This window comes from Microbispora triticiradicis (assembly GCF_005864065.1).
Taxonomy (GTDB): domain Bacteria; phylum Actinomycetota; class Actinomycetes; order Streptosporangiales; family Streptosporangiaceae; genus Microbispora; species Microbispora triticiradicis.
Genome location: NZ_VANP01000001.1, coordinates 615,315 through 628,873 on the forward strand (window position 1 = coordinate 615,315; position 13,559 = coordinate 628,873).

A 13,559-nucleotide genomic window follows, 5' to 3' on the forward strand; every position below is an offset into this window, starting at 1 on the left:
GTCAAGCGAGACCGGCGCGGATCTTTCCGAGCCACTGCGCGGCCTCGTCGAAGTCGCCGTCCGCCGTACCCGGCTTGACCTGGGTGGCGACCCGGTCGGCGCGGGGATAGCTGCCGAGGAAGCGCAGGTCGCCGCAGAGCCGGTGGAGCCCGGAGACGGCCTCGCCGACCCTGGCGTCCGCGATGTGACCCTCCAGGTCGAAGTGGAAGAAGTAACGCCCGATGCCGTCGCCGGTGGGGCGCGACTCGATCCGGGTCAGGTTCACCCCGCGCACGGCGAACTCGCTCAGCATCTCCAGCAGGGCGCCCGGGTGGTCGTCGCGCAGGAAGGCGACGAGCGAGGTGCGGTCGGCGCCGGTCGGCTCGGGCAGCGGCCCCGGCCGGCTCACCTGGATGAACCGCGTCACGGTGTCGGAGCGGTCGCCGATGTCCGAGGCGACGGCGTCGAGCCCGTAGTACTCCCCGGCGATGGCCGGGCTGATGGCCGCGTCGTACGGCGAGCCGGGGAGGGAGACCTCCTGCGCGGCGGCGGCCGTGGAGGATCCGGCGATCACCACGGCTCCGGGCAGCTCGCGCTCGATGAACCCCCGGCACTGCGTGTGCGCGGCGGGATGCGTGATGATCCGCTTGATCTGGGCCAGCTCGGTGCCGGGCCGGACCAGCAGGGCGAACTCGACCGGGAGCAGCACCTCGCCGGTGATGTGCAGCGACCTGCCCTTGGCCAGCTCGTCGAGGGTCTGGGTGATCGCCCCCTCAACCGAGTTCTCCAGCGGGACGACGGCGCCGTCGGCCGCGCCGTCGCGGGCGGCGTCGAGCGCGGCTCCGACGTTGGCGCAGGGCAGGCGCTCGGCGTCGGGCGCCAGGAGTCGCAGTGCCGCTTCACAGAAGGTGCCCTGCGGCCCCAGGTACGCGAGCTTCGACATGCCGTCCAGAGTATCCGCAGGTATCGGCCGTGAGCGCGCCGAATCACCTTCTGTGGAAAACCATGAGGCGATCGCGCTGCCCACCCGGCTGCCGCGCGCGCCCTCCACACGGCCCGTCGCGCACGCGTTCTCGGAGTCATGCCTTCGCGGCGGGGACCGCGGCAGCGGTGGTGACGGCGGCCCGCCGTCGCGGCAGCCAGGACCCGAGCAGCCAGACCAGGCCGATCGCCCCGAGCCCGAAGGCGTTCTGCACGATCTTCCCGGCGACCGGGCTGAGGATCGGGATCTCCAGCGCCTTGATCGACACTCCCCACCAGGGGATGGGCAGCACGTAGTACAGCCACACGGCGGCCGCGACCAGCAGCCGGACCGGATCGCGCCCGGACCCGGCCACGGCCGCGACCACCACCACGATCCAGGCGATGTGATGGATCCACGCCACCGGGGACAGCAGCACCGCCATCAGCCCGGTGAGCGCGACCGCCGTCATCGTGTCGCCGTCCAGGTACGCCCGCCGGGCCTGGCGGAAGCCGTACCAGCCGACGGCAGCGACGGCGGCGAGCCAGACGGCCGAGGTCAGCGCGTCGGGCAGGTAGAGCCTCAGCAGCATGCCCCGCAGCGACTGGTTGGTGGTGGCGGCGTTGGCGCCCAGCCGCTCGGAGTCGAGCAGCGCCCTGAACCAGAAGTCCCGCGCGTCGTCGGCGATCACCAGGAACGGCAGCAGCGTGAGCACCGCCGCCGTGAACACCGCCATGAACAGAGCCCGCCGCTGCGCCGCGTCCCCGTGGCGCTGCACGGCGTCCCCGCGGCGCTGCCCAGTGCTCCCGTGGCGCTGCCCGGTGCTCCCGTGGCGCTGTGCGGTGTCCCCATGATGCTGCGCGGTGTCCCCGTGGCGCTGCCTCGGGCCGCTGGGGGCGGTGCCGCTGCGGCCTGGGCCGGCGTCGCTAGGGGCGAACGCGGTGACGGCCAGGTAGACGAGGAACACGCCGGGGGTCAGCTTCACCGCCGTCGCCAGCCCGATGAGCATCCCGCGCGGCCACCACGGGCGGCGCGCCACGCAGTCGAGCAGGCACAGCGCGAGGAGGAACAGATCCACCTGGCCGAACCTGACCTGGTCCCTGATCGGCATGAGGTACATGCACGCGGCGCACAGCACGGCGAATATCGCGGGCGCGGCCAGGGCACCGCGTACGCCGTCCAGGAAGGCCCGGAACGCGTGCCGGACCGTCACCGCGAGAACGGCGACGACCGCGATCGTCCACACCCACTGCGCGACCGGCCAGGACATCGCGGCGAGCGGCACCGCCAGCATCGCGGCGACCGGCGGGTACGTGAACGGCAACAACTGGGGCGCCGGCGTGATCACGTCGTAGACGGGCAGGCCCCGCAGGAGTGCCCAGCCGCCCGTACGGTAGACGTCGAGGTCGACGAGGCGCTGGTCGTCCGGATTGGTGAGCCAGTAGGCGATCAGCGGGGACGCGGCGGCGGCCACCGCCACCAGGGCCAGCGCCCATGCCCAGGCGGGCCGGCGGGCCCCGGCGATGCGGCCAGTCGTCACAACCAGGCAGGTTACCGTGGACCGTGGCCGCACCATCGTCGATCATGAGGGAGCCTGGAACAGTGCCATCCGCACCAGCACCGGCGCCGGGCCGGGGACCTTCCGCCGCCCCGCCGGGCCGCGGCGGCGTGCCCGTGAGCCCAAGCCCTCGCCGGGTCTCGGTGGCGGCCCATGGTGGTCCGGGTCCTCGCGGGGAGCGCGCGACAGCCCGTGGCGGTCGGCGTTCCCGTGGGACGCGGGTGCTCCTGGCGGCTCTCCTCACGCTCCTCGTCGCGGCCCTCGTCGTGCCCGCCTCGTCCGGCCCGGCCGCCGCCGAAACCGCGCCGACGGGGCGGGTGGTGGTGATCGGGGTGCCCGGGCTTCGCTGGGCGGACCTCGATCCGGAGCGGACGCCCACCTTGTGGGCTCTGGCGGACAGGGGCTCCACCGCGTCGCTGTCCACGCGGGCGGTGCCCCCGGAAGGCCTGCCCGTCACCTGCCCGGCCGCCGGATGGCTGACCGTCTCGGCGGGCCAGCGGGCGGCCTCCCCCGGCCCGGGTTGCGGCGCGATCCCCGCACCCGTGGCCGCCGGCGACGGCGGTACGGCGTCGGTGCCCGGCTGGCCCGCGCTGGTCGCCGCGCAGCAGTCGAGTCCGTTCAGGGCACGGCTCGGGCTCCTCGCCGACGCCGTCACCGCTGCCGGAGGGAAGGTCGCGGCGATCGGCCCGGGAGCCGCCCTCGCCGCCGCCGACGGATCCGGGCGGGTCGCGGCGTACGCCGCCACGCCCGCCGCGCTGCCCGACCTCGCGCCGTACGCACTGGTCGTCGCCGAGGCCGGGGAGATCACCCGAGCCTGGACCGGCGACGGACAGGCGAGCCCCCCGGCCGCGCAATCCACACCGTCCACAGCCCAGGCCACACCGCCGACCGCGCCGTCCACAACCCAGGCCACGCCGTCCACGACCCAGCCCGCGCGGCCCACGGCATCGGCCCCGGAATCCACCGCGTTCCCAGCCCGGGCCGCGCCGTCCACGACCACGGCCGGGGCCGAGCGGGAGCCGGCCGACCTGGACGGGGCTGCGCGGCGGGAGGCCGTGAGCGCGGCCGACCGGACCGTGGGCGAGGTGCTGTCGAAGGTCCCCCAGGGCGCCACCGTCCTGGTGGCCGGGATCTCCGACTCCGGCTCCGTCGCTCATCTCCACGTGGCGATCGCCTCGGGCGGGCCGTACGGGCGCGGATGGCTGACCGCCGCCTCGACCCGGCAGCGGGCACTGGTCACGATCACCGACATCACGGCCACGGTCACCCACCTGCTCGGCATCCCCACGCCCGAGGGCGTGGTCGGCAGGGCGTGGTCGGGGGGCGGCGCGGCTCCGTCCGCGGCCGAGGCGGCCCGCGGGCTGGCCGACGCCGACCTGGCGAGCCAGGTGCTCAGAGAGGTCAGGGAGCCGTTCTTCATCGCGCTGGTCAGCGCGCAACTGCTGTTCTACGCCCTCGCCGCGATCGTGGTCAGGCGTCACCGGCGCATGCTCACCGCCACCCGCGTGGTCGCCACGGTCAGCGCCGCGCTCCCGGTGTCGATCTTCCTGGCCCAGCTCGTGCCGTGGTGGAGCCTCCGGCACCCGATGCCCGCCCTGCTCGGCACGATCGTGGCCTTCGCCGCCCTCGTGGCGGGGCTCGCGTACGCGGGGCCGTGGCGCGGCCGGGTGCTCGGGCCGCCCGCCGTGGTCGCCGGGGTCAGTTCGCTCGCGCTCCTCGCCGACGTGGTCACCGGCTCGCGGCTGCAGGTGAACGCCGTGGCCGGGTACGAGCCCGTGACCGGCGGCCGGTTCTACGGCTTCGGCAACATGGCCTTCGCCGTCTACTCGACCGGCACCATCCTGCTGCTGGCCGCCGTCGCCCACGCGCTGCGCCGCCGGCCGAGGCTCGCCGTGGCCGTGTGCGTGGCGTACGGCCTGCTCGCGATCGCCGGGGACGGCTGGCCGACCTGGGGCGCGGACTTCGGCGGCGTGCCGTCGTTCGTCCTCGGCGTGGCGGTGTGCGTGCTGATGACCGCGGGCAGGCGGGTGTCGGTCCTCCGGCTCGGCGTGATCGGGCTGGCGGGCGCGGCGCTCATCTCGCTGATCGCGGTGGCCGACTGGCTGCGCCCGGCCGATCAGCGCACCCATCTCGGGGCGTTCGTCCAGCAGGTCATCGGCGGCGACGGCGGCTCGGTCGTCGGCCGCAAGCTCGGGGCGATGCTCCACACCCTGGGCAACCTGCCGCTGACGCTGCTGTCGGTGGTCGCGCTGGCGTTCCTGTTCCTCGTGCTGGCCAGGCCCTCGCGGTGGGGCGCGGCGGCGCTCAGCCTGGCTTACGCCCAGGCTCCCGAGCTGCGGGCAGGGCTGATCGGCGCGCTGACCGCCGCCCTCGCCGGGTTCCTGATCAACGACTCGGGGATCGCGATTCCGGCGATGGCCCTGACGGTCGCGGTGCCGCTGGCGCTGGCGGCGTCCGTACACGCCCTCCAGCTCGCGCCGCCCACCACAGCAGCACGATCGTCAGCGCCAGCAGAAGCGACGGCGCCACCCACTGCCTGACCACGTCGACGCGCCACGACAGGTCCTCCGGCTGGTGCGCCTGGCGCGCGGGGAGATAGGCCAGTGAGAGCACGGTGAGCCGGGCGACCAGGAACGCTTCCAGGCCCGGCCAGGCGACCAGGGCGAGCAGCGCGAAGCCCAGCCCGTCGTACCACGGCAGCGCGTACGGCGTGGCGAACAGCCAGGCCACCGCGACGGCGAGCGCGACGACCGGCCCCTCGCGCTCCTCCGTCGGACGGCCGCGCAGCATCACGACGGCGAGCGCGGCCAGCAGGAGCAGCGACCCCGTCTGGATCCACGCGTGATACGCCCCGGACCCGAACACCGCCTGCAGGGCCTTCTTCCCGAGCGCCCACGGGGTGGCGAGCGAGACCGACCTGCTGGCGTTCAGCAGCTGGTCGAGCGAGTGGGGCCCGGCGAGCAGGTACGCCACGACGACGGTGAGCGTGGCGAGCCCGGCGACCAGGGCGAGCCGCCGCGGATTGCCGCGCAGCTCCCACGCCGCGCCCAGCGCGACCACGCCCACGGTGGCCTTGACCGCGACGCCCAGGCCGAGCGGCACGCCCCGGCGGGCGACGAGCCCGGCCACGACGAGCGCGACCGCGAGGGTGTCGAGGTGCATCCCGGCCACGAGCTGGTAGACGACCAGCGGGTTCGCCGTCCAGAGCAGGGCCGCGCGGCGCTGCCGTACGGAGTCGCCGGCCGTGACACCCGCGGTGCCACGAGCGGTGGCGCGAGCAGTAGCACGGTGCAACAGCAGGCCGGTGGCGGCGAACGCGGCGGCGTTGACCAGGGCCATCAGGAAGACCGTCAGGCGGACCGAGTCGCCGCCCACGTGGCTCGCCAGAGCCTGTACGGCCGTCGCGACCGGGCCGTACACGCTGGGGGTCCTCGTCCACTCCTCCACGTGGCCGATCACCGGATCGCCGGGCAGGTCGGCGGGCACGGTCAGATAGGGGTCGTACCCGAGGGCCGCCATCCGGCCGTACGCCGCGTAGTTGAGATGGTCGGCCGACCCGGAGGGCGGCAGGAACGCGAGCACCCCGGCGGCGGCGCATCCCGCGAGGACGAGCGTGCGCGCCTTCGGCAGCCGGTCGACGCACGACAGCCCGGCGGCCAGGCCGATCGCCCCGAGCACGACGGCCGCGGCGGCCATGGCGACGACGAGACGTCCGTCGGGGGCGAGGCCCAGGGACCAGGGGGGCTGCCACGACTCGGCCTGCCCGGGTGGCCCGGGCAGCGCGGGCACCATCGCGGACGGCCCGAGGACCCCGATCGCGATCGTGAGGAGGATCGACAGGCCGCCCGCCGCCACGGCCACGGCCGGCCCGGCGACGGTCCGCGCTTCCACCCGAGAATTCCACCACACGGCCGGGCCGGTCACGCCCGTGCGGGCGGCTACCCGCGCGGCGACCTGATCGTGGACAGGGTCTGCCGCACCACGGGCTCGCGGGCGGCGAGGGCCAGGCCGACGTCGCGAAGCTGCCGCGCCCGGTGCACCTGGGAACGCCAGTCGGTGCCGGTGGCCCGGTGCGACATCTCGACCTCGACCTCGACCACCCGGAAGCCCTTCCTGAGGAGGTCGACGGTCATCCCGGTCTCGACGCCGAAGCCGTGCGCGAGCGGGCGGGCCGCCTCGAAGGCGTCCCGGGTGAGGCACCGTTGCCCGTTGAGCGGCTGGGTCGCCTCCCAGCCGGTCAGCCGTTTGATCCCGTCGCGCGCCACCCGTACGACGATGCCGTGGCCGCCGAGCTTGACCCTGGTCGCGAACGTCGCGATGGTCATGTCGGCCTCGCCCGCCCGCACGGGGGCGATCAGCGGGAGGGCCGCCGCCGCCGTCTCACCCAGATCGGCGTCGAGGAACAGCAGGTGACGTGCGTGGTCCGCGTCCAGGAGGCCCGCGGCCTCCGCCCCGCTCTCCATCGCCGCGGCCTTGCCCCTGTTGCGGCTGTGCCGTACGACCCGGGCGCCGGCCGCCCTGGCCACCCGGCCGGTCTCGTCGGACGAGCCGTCGTCGACCACGACCACGAGATCCACGCCGGGCAGCTTCAGGGCGGCGTTCACGGTGGCGCCGATCCGTTCGGCCTCGTCCTTCGCCGGGATCACCACCGCGGTGTCCGGCTCGGGCACTGCCATGTCCCTCATACGCCTAGCCCTGGTGTTCGGCGGTGAGCAGATCGGCGGGCACCGCGTCGTACACGGTGAACACCGAGTCCAGGCCGGTGACCTGGAGAATCTTCCGTACCGCCGGTCTCGGGGCGGCCACCTCCAGCGTGCCGCCGCGCTCCCGCAGCCGCTTGAGCGCGGAGAGCAGCACGTTCATGCCCGTGGAGTCGCAGAACTCCACTCCGGACATGTCGATGACCACCCGGTCCGGCCCGGTGTCCAGCAGGCGGGTGAACTCCGTCTGCAACCGAGGCGCGGTATAGAGGTCGATTTCGCCGAATACGGCCATGACGGCCTGACCGGCGTGGGATTGCGTCGCGACTTTCAGCTCCACGACGCGCACACTAGCGTCGTCCCGGCCCCGGGTCACGTTCCACGGGTTTCGTCGAAGAGTCGTCCGCCCTTTGTCCCCGATTCCGGCCGCATGCAAACGCGGAGTGCGCGAAGCTTGACGCAGAGCGACACCGGCGTCGCCGGATGGAGGGCCCGGAACCTCCGCGTCCTGGTCGTCACTTCGCGGAAGGAGGGCGGGCGCCTGGGAATGCCACGTGGATCTTCACCACTTGGGAGATCCACGGCCAGAACCCGGAACAGTGGGCCCGACAGCATCATGAACAGTGACATCCCCGAAGATTTCCAGCGGCGCGTGTTGCGAGAGCATCTGGAGACGATCCAGGCGCACACCGAGAAGGCCTCGTCGTGGCGCGCCTCCGCCGAGCCGCTGCGCGGCCTGCTGAACCGCGAGGGGTACGTCCGGGTCAGCGCCCGCCTGGTCGGCGAGGACCTCGACTTCCTCGCCGAGGCCCGCGAGGAGCTGCTGTGCTTCTCCGAGCTCGGCATCCGGCTGCTCGACCTGCACCAGCCCAGGGACGCGGGCGGCATCTCCAGCGACCCGGCGAACCCGATCCTGCGATGCAGGAGCTGCATGTGGCGCTGGCCCTGCCCCACGTTCCGCGCGATGGCGGAGGCGTTCACGCCGCGCCGCCGGGAGGCCGCCCCGGGCCTGCCCTCCTGGCGGGGACAGCTCGAACCGCAGAGAGCCCCCGACCTCGGCTAGCGCCCCCGCCGCCCATTCTCCGTTCCGGCCCTTGATTTCACCTATTGATTTTCGATAGATTTCCATCGTGAATCAATGGAGGGGTGGGCCATGGGAAAGCTGACGGTGCTTGCGCTGCGCGCCGTGCTCGTGGTGGTGCTCGCCGGCACCGCGTTCGTACAGGCATTGATGGTGTGGGCATTGGTCAGCGGGAGCGACCCGGAGGACGGGTCGCTCCCGCTGACCCCGCTGCGCGTGATCACGATCCTGGGCATGGTGTCGGTCCAGGTCGCCCTGGTCTGCGTATGGCGGCTGGTGACGATGGTGCGACGCGGAACCGTGTTCTCCCACGCCGCCTTCCGGTACGTGGACGGCGTGATCGGCGCGATCGTGGCGGCCGCCCTCGTGTGGTTCGCGGTCACGGTTGTCAACGCGCCGGGCCAGCGGGACGACCCGGGCGTCACCGTCATCATGGGCGGGGTCGGCGTGGCCATCCTGGGGGTCGCGCTCATCGTGCTCGTGCTGCGGATGCTGCTCGCCCAGGCCGTCGCGCGCGACGTCGAAGCGGCGCAGATGCAGGCCGAGCTGGACGAGGTGATCTGATGCCGATCGCCGTCGACATCGACGTGATGCTGGCCAGGCGGAAGATGTCCGTGGGCGAACTCGCGGACCGCGTCGGGATCACGCCCGCCAACCTGGCGGTACTCAAGAACGGCCGCGCCAAGGCGGTGCGCTTCACGACGCTCGCCGCCCTCTGCGAGGTGCTCCAGTGCCAGCCGGGCGACCTCCTGCGCTGGGAGGCCGACGAGGACGCCGCGGGCGCATGACGCGCCCCGGGCCGGGCGGGACCGTGTGCCGCCGCGGTGCTGAACGCCGCGATCGACGCCACCCGCCTGGATGGTCACGCCGCCGTCGGGTGCACCCGCTCAGGGCGTGAACTTTTCACCGCGGCCGCTGTCATGCGCGCCGGATCCCGGTCGTGGCCGGCGGCGGTCCGCAGGTCACCGCCGTGGTTCCCGCGCGGCGAGACGACCGGGCGGTATCGCCGCGTCCCACCGGTTGACCTGCGCCGTCGCGATGAGAACGTGAGGGTGATCGCGCGCAATCAACCGAGGGAAGGAGCCCGATGTTCCACACGATCCAGTCCTTGGGCGACCGCCTGCTCGCCCGCCTGGTACCGCGGGTCGAGGCGTCGGCCACCGTGCCGTGCTGGTGCATGCAGCAGCGGTGGTGCTGCTACGGCGGGAACTACGGCTACTACTGCGGCGAGGTCGGCACCTGCTGAGACCTGCCGTGGCGGGCCGCGTGCGGACGACACCCGCACGCGGCGCCGCTCCTCCGGCGGCGGGGAGCGGCCGGCCTGGATCGCCCGTCGCGAGCACCGCCCGGGTCACGCGAAGCCGGGCCTGATCCGTCAGGCACGACCCAGCGGCAGCGTGATCGTGAAACGGCAGCCGGGACCCTCGTTGACCACGCCGATCTCCCCGTCGTGGGCCTCGACGATGCCGCGGGCGATCGCGAGGCCGAGCCCGGCGCCGCCGTCGGGCCCGGGCGTGCGCGCCGCCTCGCCGCGGAACGCGACGTCGAAGACCCGGGGGAGATCCTCCTCCGGGATGCCGCCGCAGCCGTCGAGCACCGACAGCCGGGCGGCCGTTCCGTCCGCCGCCGCGCGCACGAGGACCGTCCCCCCGGCGGGCGTGTGCCGGATCGCGTTCACGACCAGGTTGCGTACGGCCCGGCCGAGATGCCCGGCGTCGGCGTAGACGGGGACGTGCGGGTCGGCCTCCCCGGACAGGCGTACCCGTTCGGCGCGGGCCAGCGGCTCGACGGCGGCCAGCGTGTCCGCCACGAGGTCGCCGAGCCCGGTGCGGGCGAGCGACAGCCGCAGCGAACCCGCGTGGATCCGCGACAGCTCGAACAGGTCCTCCACCATCCCGGTGAGCCTGTCGACCTCCACCCTGATCTGGACGTGGTAGCGCTTGACCGTCTCGGGGTCGTCGGCCACCCCGTCCTCCAGCGCCTCGACCATCGCCCGCATCCCGGCGAGGGGCGTACGCAGGTCGTGGCTGACCCAGGCGACGAGTTCGCGCCGCGCGCTCTCCAGCGCCCGCTCCCGCTCGCGGCCCAGCCGGAGCCGCTCGTACGCCTGCTCCAGGGCGGCGCCGATGGTCCGCAGCTCGGCCGGAAGCGGGGTGGGCGGCGGGGTGAAACGGCCCGAAGGCGGCACGTTCTCCACCGCGGTCACCAGGCTCCTGCTGGCGCGCACGACCGTACGCGCGTTCACCAGCGCCACACCGAGTCCGACGAGGCCGCCGATGGCCACGACGGTGAGCACGATGTTCTTCGGCCGTCCTTCGATGATCATGGCGAGCGTGATGGCGACCACCCCGGCGAGCGTCGCGGAAACCGTGACGGCCGCCACCACCGCGAGCATCACGCCGATCGACCGCCGGCGCAGCACCCGCAGCAGCGCCAGGCCCAGGGCCGCGATGACGAGGCCGAGCCCGGCGGCGACCGCGACGATCTGGACGATCACGACAGCGGCTCGTAGCGGTAGCCGACACCCCAGACGGTGACGATCCGCCGCGGGTCGGTCGGGTCCGGCTCGATCTTCTCCCGGAGCCTGCGCACGTGGACCGTCACGGTCGAGGAGTCGCCGAAGGACCAGCCCCACACCTGGTCGAGCAGCGCCGCCCGGCTGAACGCCTGACGCGGGTTGCGCAGCAGGTAGACGAGCAGGTCGAACTCGCGGGCGGTCAGGGTGATCTCCTGCCCGCCGAGGCGCACCTCGTGGGCGCCGACGTCCACCACCAGGTCGCCGTCCCGCAGGACGCCGGTTCCCGTCGGCACCAGGGCGCCCCGGGCCCGCCGCAGCACGGACTGGACGCGCAGGGCGAGTTCGCGCGGGCTGAACGGCTTGGTCACGTAGTCGTCCGCGCCGGTCTCCAGGCCGACCACCCGGTCCATCTCCTCGCCCAGGGCGGTCAGCATGATCACGGGAACCGGCCAGCGCTCCCGCAGCTTCCGGCAGACCTGGAGACCGTCGAGCTTGGGCAGCATGAGGTCGAGCACGAGCAGGTCGGGCGGGTCGGCCAGGGCCCGCCGCAACGCCTCGGCGCCGTCGCCCACGCACTCGACCTCGTGACCGTCCCGCTCCAGGTAGCGGGCGACCACCTCGGCGACGGTCGGGTCGTCGTCGACCACCAGGACACGAGCGGCGGGGTTCGCGGACATCGGACTCCTCGGGGAGGGCACGCCTCAACGGTAAAGCCGCGGGACGACCGCGCCGAGCCCCGTCACCGCCCCGTAAGAACAACCCGCGGGACCAGCGCCACCACGGGGTCCGGGATCTTCCAGCGCACGCGAGTCGGTGGAAAACTGCACCGATCACGATGATTCACGTGAAACCTCGGCGGCAGCGGGTAGTAGGACTCGTTTGGATCAAGCTCGCGCTTGTCGGACCTACCGCGTAGCGTGTGCCTATGGCCCGTACCGTACTGACCATTCTGGGGATCCTGCTGGCCCTGTGGCTGGTGTTCGCATTCATCATCCCCGCACTGTTCGCGACGCTGAAGTTCCTGCTGATCATCGGGATCGTCGCCGCCGTCGCCGTGCTCGCGGTCACCGTCGTGGGGAAGCTGTCCCGCTGACGTGAACGCTCTCCAGGCCGCCGTCACGTCACTCGTCCGGCTGCTCGCCGAACTGGTCATCGGGTTGGCCGGCGGCTCCGCCGTGCCCTCCGTGGTGGCCTTCGCCGGTGTGGCCGGGGTGGCCGTGCTGGTGTTCGCCTGGATGCTCTCCCGGCTGACCGGGGTCCCCGCCGTCGTGCGGGGCCCGGGCAGACGTTCGTACGACGGTGAGACGGCGATGGTCAGGCTGCGCGATCCCGGCGCGCCCGGCCGCCCCCGTCCCCGCGCACCATCAGGAAGCCTCGCGCTCGCCTGACCACCGATCCGGTCGCGAGCGCCTTCGTCATGCCCTGAATTCAGACGAAAGGCTTCCCCATGTTCGACTTCGTGCTCGACCCCGCCTACCGGCTCATCGACGCGCTCAGCCACGCCACCGGCGCCGGGCTCGCGATCGTCCTCGTCACCCTCGCCGTACGGCTGGCGCTCCTGCCGCTGAGCATCCGCGTCGCCCGCGCTCAGCGCGTCCGGCTCCGGCTCGCTCCCCAGGTGGAGAAGCTCCGCAAGCGGTGGCAGAAGGACCCGGAGCGGCTCATGCGGGAGGTGAACGCGCTGTACGCGGCGGAGGGCACCAGCCAGTTCGCCGGATTCCTCCCGGGCTTCGCGCAGATGCCGTTCTTCATGGTCACCTACCGGCTGTTCACCACCGTGACGATCGCGGGGCATCCGAACCTGCTGCTCGCGCAGGGCGTGCTGGGAGTGCCGCTGGGGGAGCACCTGGGGGCGGCGGTCGCCGGCGCGGGCCTGTTCAGCCCGCCCGTGGTGATCTTCGCCGTGCTGCTGGCGCTACTCACCGTCGTGGCCGTGTTCGCCGCCCGCCGGGTGGAGCCCACGGCTCCGATGCGGCGCCTGCAGGTCCTGCTCCCGTTCTGGACCGTGCTCGCGGCGGCCTTCCTGCCCCTCGCGGCGGGCGTCTACCTGCTCGTGAGCACCGCCTGGGCGACCGCCGAGCGCGCGGTGCTCTACCCCCGGGCCGCCTAGGCCGCCGGGGCCGGCGCCCGGGCGATCACGCGTGAGATGGAATCCTGCTCCCTGTGACCGATGCGTACTCGATCAGCACCTGGGCGGAGGGGGACGGCCGGGAGGGGCCGCACGCACTCCTCGCGGCCTATCACCTGCGCACCGAGGAGGAGAAGGGCGTCCCGGTGCCCGGCGTGGCCGAGCTGCCCGAGCGATACCGGGCGGAGGTCGAGGACCCCGGAGCGGCCTTCGCGCGGGACGTCGTGCTGGTCGCGCGCCGCGGCGGGACCGCGATCGGCTGCGTGGTGCTGACGGAGCCGGTCGGCGGGCGAGCGGAGATCAAGCGGCTCTGGGTGGACCCCGACGAACGCGGGAGGGGCGTGGCCGGGGCGCTCGTCCGGGCCGCGCTGACCCGGGCGCGGGCGGCCGGCCTGCGCTCCGTACGGCTGTCGGTCTGGAGGTGGCGGGCGACGGCGATCGCGCTCTACGAGCGGCTCGGCTTCGCGGTCACCCCGTCGTGGGACGCACGCGAGGACCTGCTCTGCCTGGAGCACCCTCTCCGCTGACCCGTGACCATCGGCTTCCGGCGGCCTGCGCGGCCACGGCTCGGCGCGAGAACACGGCGGGGAGGCTCGGCGCGAAAGCACGGCGCGGAGCCATCTCGGCGACTGGC

At 73.6% G+C, this 13,559-nt stretch carries 15 protein-coding genes and 1 pseudogene; 9 read left to right on the forward strand and 7 right to left on the reverse strand.

Annotation, left to right across the window (positions count from 1 at the left end):
* Position 1: 1 nt before the first annotated feature.
* A complete protein-coding gene (pheA, locus tag FED44_RS02960; protein WP_117409856.1) occupies positions 2-922 on the reverse strand; it encodes a prephenate dehydratase in 921 nt (306 codons plus the stop codon).
* Between the two features lie 136 nt (positions 923-1,058).
* On the reverse strand, positions 1,059-2,480 hold the full coding sequence (locus FED44_RS37050) for a glycosyltransferase 87 family protein (protein WP_244301675.1): 1,422 nt from the start codon (positions 2,478-2,480) through the stop codon (positions 1,059-1,061).
* Between the two features lie 239 nt (positions 2,481-2,719).
* On the opposite strand from FED44_RS37050, the gene FED44_RS35590 reads away from it, so the two are divergent.
* Positions 2,720-5,038: a DUF2339 domain-containing protein gene (locus FED44_RS35590; protein ID WP_167521372.1), complete on the forward strand. Its 2,319-nt coding sequence runs from the start codon at positions 2,720-2,722 to the stop codon at positions 5,036-5,038.
* A 520-nt stretch (positions 5,039-5,558) separates the two neighbouring features.
* Here FED44_RS35590 and mptB read toward each other — a convergent pair.
* The 3 genes and pseudogenes from mptB to FED44_RS02980 all read right to left on the reverse strand — a co-directional run.
* Positions 5,559-6,422: pseudogene (gene mptB / locus FED44_RS38605) on the reverse strand (polyprenol phosphomannose-dependent alpha 1,6 mannosyltransferase MptB); the annotation flags it as partial.
* Positions 6,423-6,436: 14 nt separating this feature from the next.
* Positions 6,437-7,174 carry a glycosyltransferase family 2 protein gene (locus FED44_RS02975; protein WP_117409858.1) on the reverse strand — a complete coding sequence of 246 codons (738 nt, stop codon included), beginning with the start codon at positions 7,172-7,174 and terminating at the stop codon, positions 6,437-6,439.
* A gap of 13 nt (positions 7,175-7,187) precedes the next feature.
* On the reverse strand, positions 7,188-7,538 hold the full coding sequence (locus FED44_RS02980) for an STAS domain-containing protein (RefSeq protein WP_117409882.1): 351 nt from the start codon (positions 7,536-7,538) through the stop codon (positions 7,188-7,190).
* A 312-nt stretch (positions 7,539-7,850) separates the two neighbouring features.
* Between FED44_RS02980 and FED44_RS02985 the strand changes: the two genes are divergently transcribed.
* The 4 genes from FED44_RS02985 (at position 7,851) to FED44_RS35595 (ending at position 9,525) form a co-directional block, all read left to right on the forward strand.
* Positions 7,851-8,261, forward strand: a complete 411-nt coding sequence (locus tag FED44_RS02985) for a hypothetical protein (protein WP_244301676.1) — start codon at positions 7,851-7,853, stop codon at positions 8,259-8,261.
* A 90-nt stretch (positions 8,262-8,351) separates the two neighbouring features.
* Positions 8,352-8,843 (forward strand): DUF2975 domain-containing protein, encoded by a 492-nt coding sequence (locus FED44_RS02990; protein ID WP_138459642.1) that lies wholly within the window; start codon positions 8,352-8,354, stop codon positions 8,841-8,843.
* Positions 8,843-9,067, forward strand: coding sequence for a helix-turn-helix domain-containing protein (locus FED44_RS02995; protein WP_138459643.1), 225 nt, complete (start codon positions 8,843-8,845; stop codon positions 9,065-9,067). The genes FED44_RS02990 and FED44_RS02995 overlap by 1 nt, the downstream gene beginning before the upstream one ends.
* Before the next feature lie 299 nt (positions 9,068-9,366).
* Entirely contained in the window at positions 9,367-9,525 is a 159-nt protein-coding gene (locus FED44_RS35595) for a hypothetical protein (RefSeq protein ID WP_165900884.1), read from the forward strand.
* Positions 9,526-9,654: 129 nt separating this feature from the next.
* On the opposite strand, the gene FED44_RS03000 is transcribed toward FED44_RS35595, so the two are convergent.
* A complete protein-coding gene (locus tag FED44_RS03000; protein ID WP_208758804.1) occupies positions 9,655-10,776 on the reverse strand; it encodes a sensor histidine kinase in 1,122 nt (373 codons plus the stop codon).
* Positions 10,773-11,474, reverse strand: coding sequence for a response regulator transcription factor (locus FED44_RS03005; RefSeq protein WP_138459644.1), 702 nt, complete (start codon positions 11,472-11,474; stop codon positions 10,773-10,775). The genes FED44_RS03000 and FED44_RS03005 overlap by 4 nt, the downstream gene beginning before the upstream one ends.
* A gap of 248 nt (positions 11,475-11,722) precedes the next feature.
* On the opposite strand from FED44_RS03005, the gene FED44_RS35600 reads away from it, so the two are divergent.
* From FED44_RS35600 to FED44_RS03020, 4 genes are read left to right on the forward strand one after another with little or no spacing between them, the layout of a single operon-like run.
* On the forward strand, positions 11,723-11,890 hold the full coding sequence (locus FED44_RS35600) for a hypothetical protein (protein ID WP_167521373.1): 168 nt from the start codon (positions 11,723-11,725) through the stop codon (positions 11,888-11,890).
* 1 nt (position 11,891) lies between these two features.
* On the forward strand, positions 11,892-12,185 hold the full coding sequence (locus FED44_RS03010) for a DUF6412 domain-containing protein (protein ID WP_117409862.1): 294 nt from the start codon (positions 11,892-11,894) through the stop codon (positions 12,183-12,185).
* Between the two features lie 59 nt (positions 12,186-12,244).
* Positions 12,245-12,907: a YidC/Oxa1 family membrane protein insertase gene (locus FED44_RS03015; RefSeq protein WP_138459645.1), complete on the forward strand. Its 663-nt coding sequence runs from the start codon at positions 12,245-12,247 to the stop codon at positions 12,905-12,907.
* Between the two features lie 53 nt (positions 12,908-12,960).
* Positions 12,961-13,452 (forward strand): GNAT family N-acetyltransferase, encoded by a 492-nt coding sequence (locus tag FED44_RS03020; RefSeq protein WP_208758805.1) that lies wholly within the window; start codon positions 12,961-12,963, stop codon positions 13,450-13,452.
* The last annotated feature ends 107 nt before the right edge of the window (positions 13,453-13,559 follow it).

What these genes read in the sequence shown, in the direction of transcription:
- pheA (WP_117409856.1), bottom strand. Translation starts at nt 922, where the DNA reads ATGTCGAAGCTCGCGTACCTGGGGCCGCAGGGCACCTTCTGTGAAGCG.
- FED44_RS03005 (WP_138459644.1), bottom strand. Translation starts at nt 11,474, where the DNA reads ATGTCCGCGAACCCCGCCGCTCGTGTCCTGGTGGTCGACGACGACCCG.
- FED44_RS02995 (WP_138459643.1), top strand. Translation starts at nt 8,843, where the DNA reads ATGCCGATCGCCGTCGACATCGACGTGATGCTGGCCAGGCGGAAGATG.
- FED44_RS03015 (WP_138459645.1), top strand. Translation starts at nt 12,245, where the DNA reads ATGTTCGACTTCGTGCTCGACCCCGCCTACCGGCTCATCGACGCGCTC.
- FED44_RS35600 (WP_167521373.1), top strand. Translation starts at nt 11,723, where the DNA reads ATGGCCCGTACCGTACTGACCATTCTGGGGATCCTGCTGGCCCTGTGG.
- FED44_RS35595 (WP_165900884.1), top strand. Translation starts at nt 9,367, where the DNA reads ATGTTCCACACGATCCAGTCCTTGGGCGACCGCCTGCTCGCCCGCCTG.
- FED44_RS02990 (WP_138459642.1), top strand. Translation starts at nt 8,352, where the DNA reads ATGGGAAAGCTGACGGTGCTTGCGCTGCGCGCCGTGCTCGTGGTGGTG.
- FED44_RS02975 (WP_117409858.1), bottom strand. Translation starts at nt 7,174, where the DNA reads ATGGCAGTGCCCGAGCCGGACACCGCGGTGGTGATCCCGGCGAAGGAC.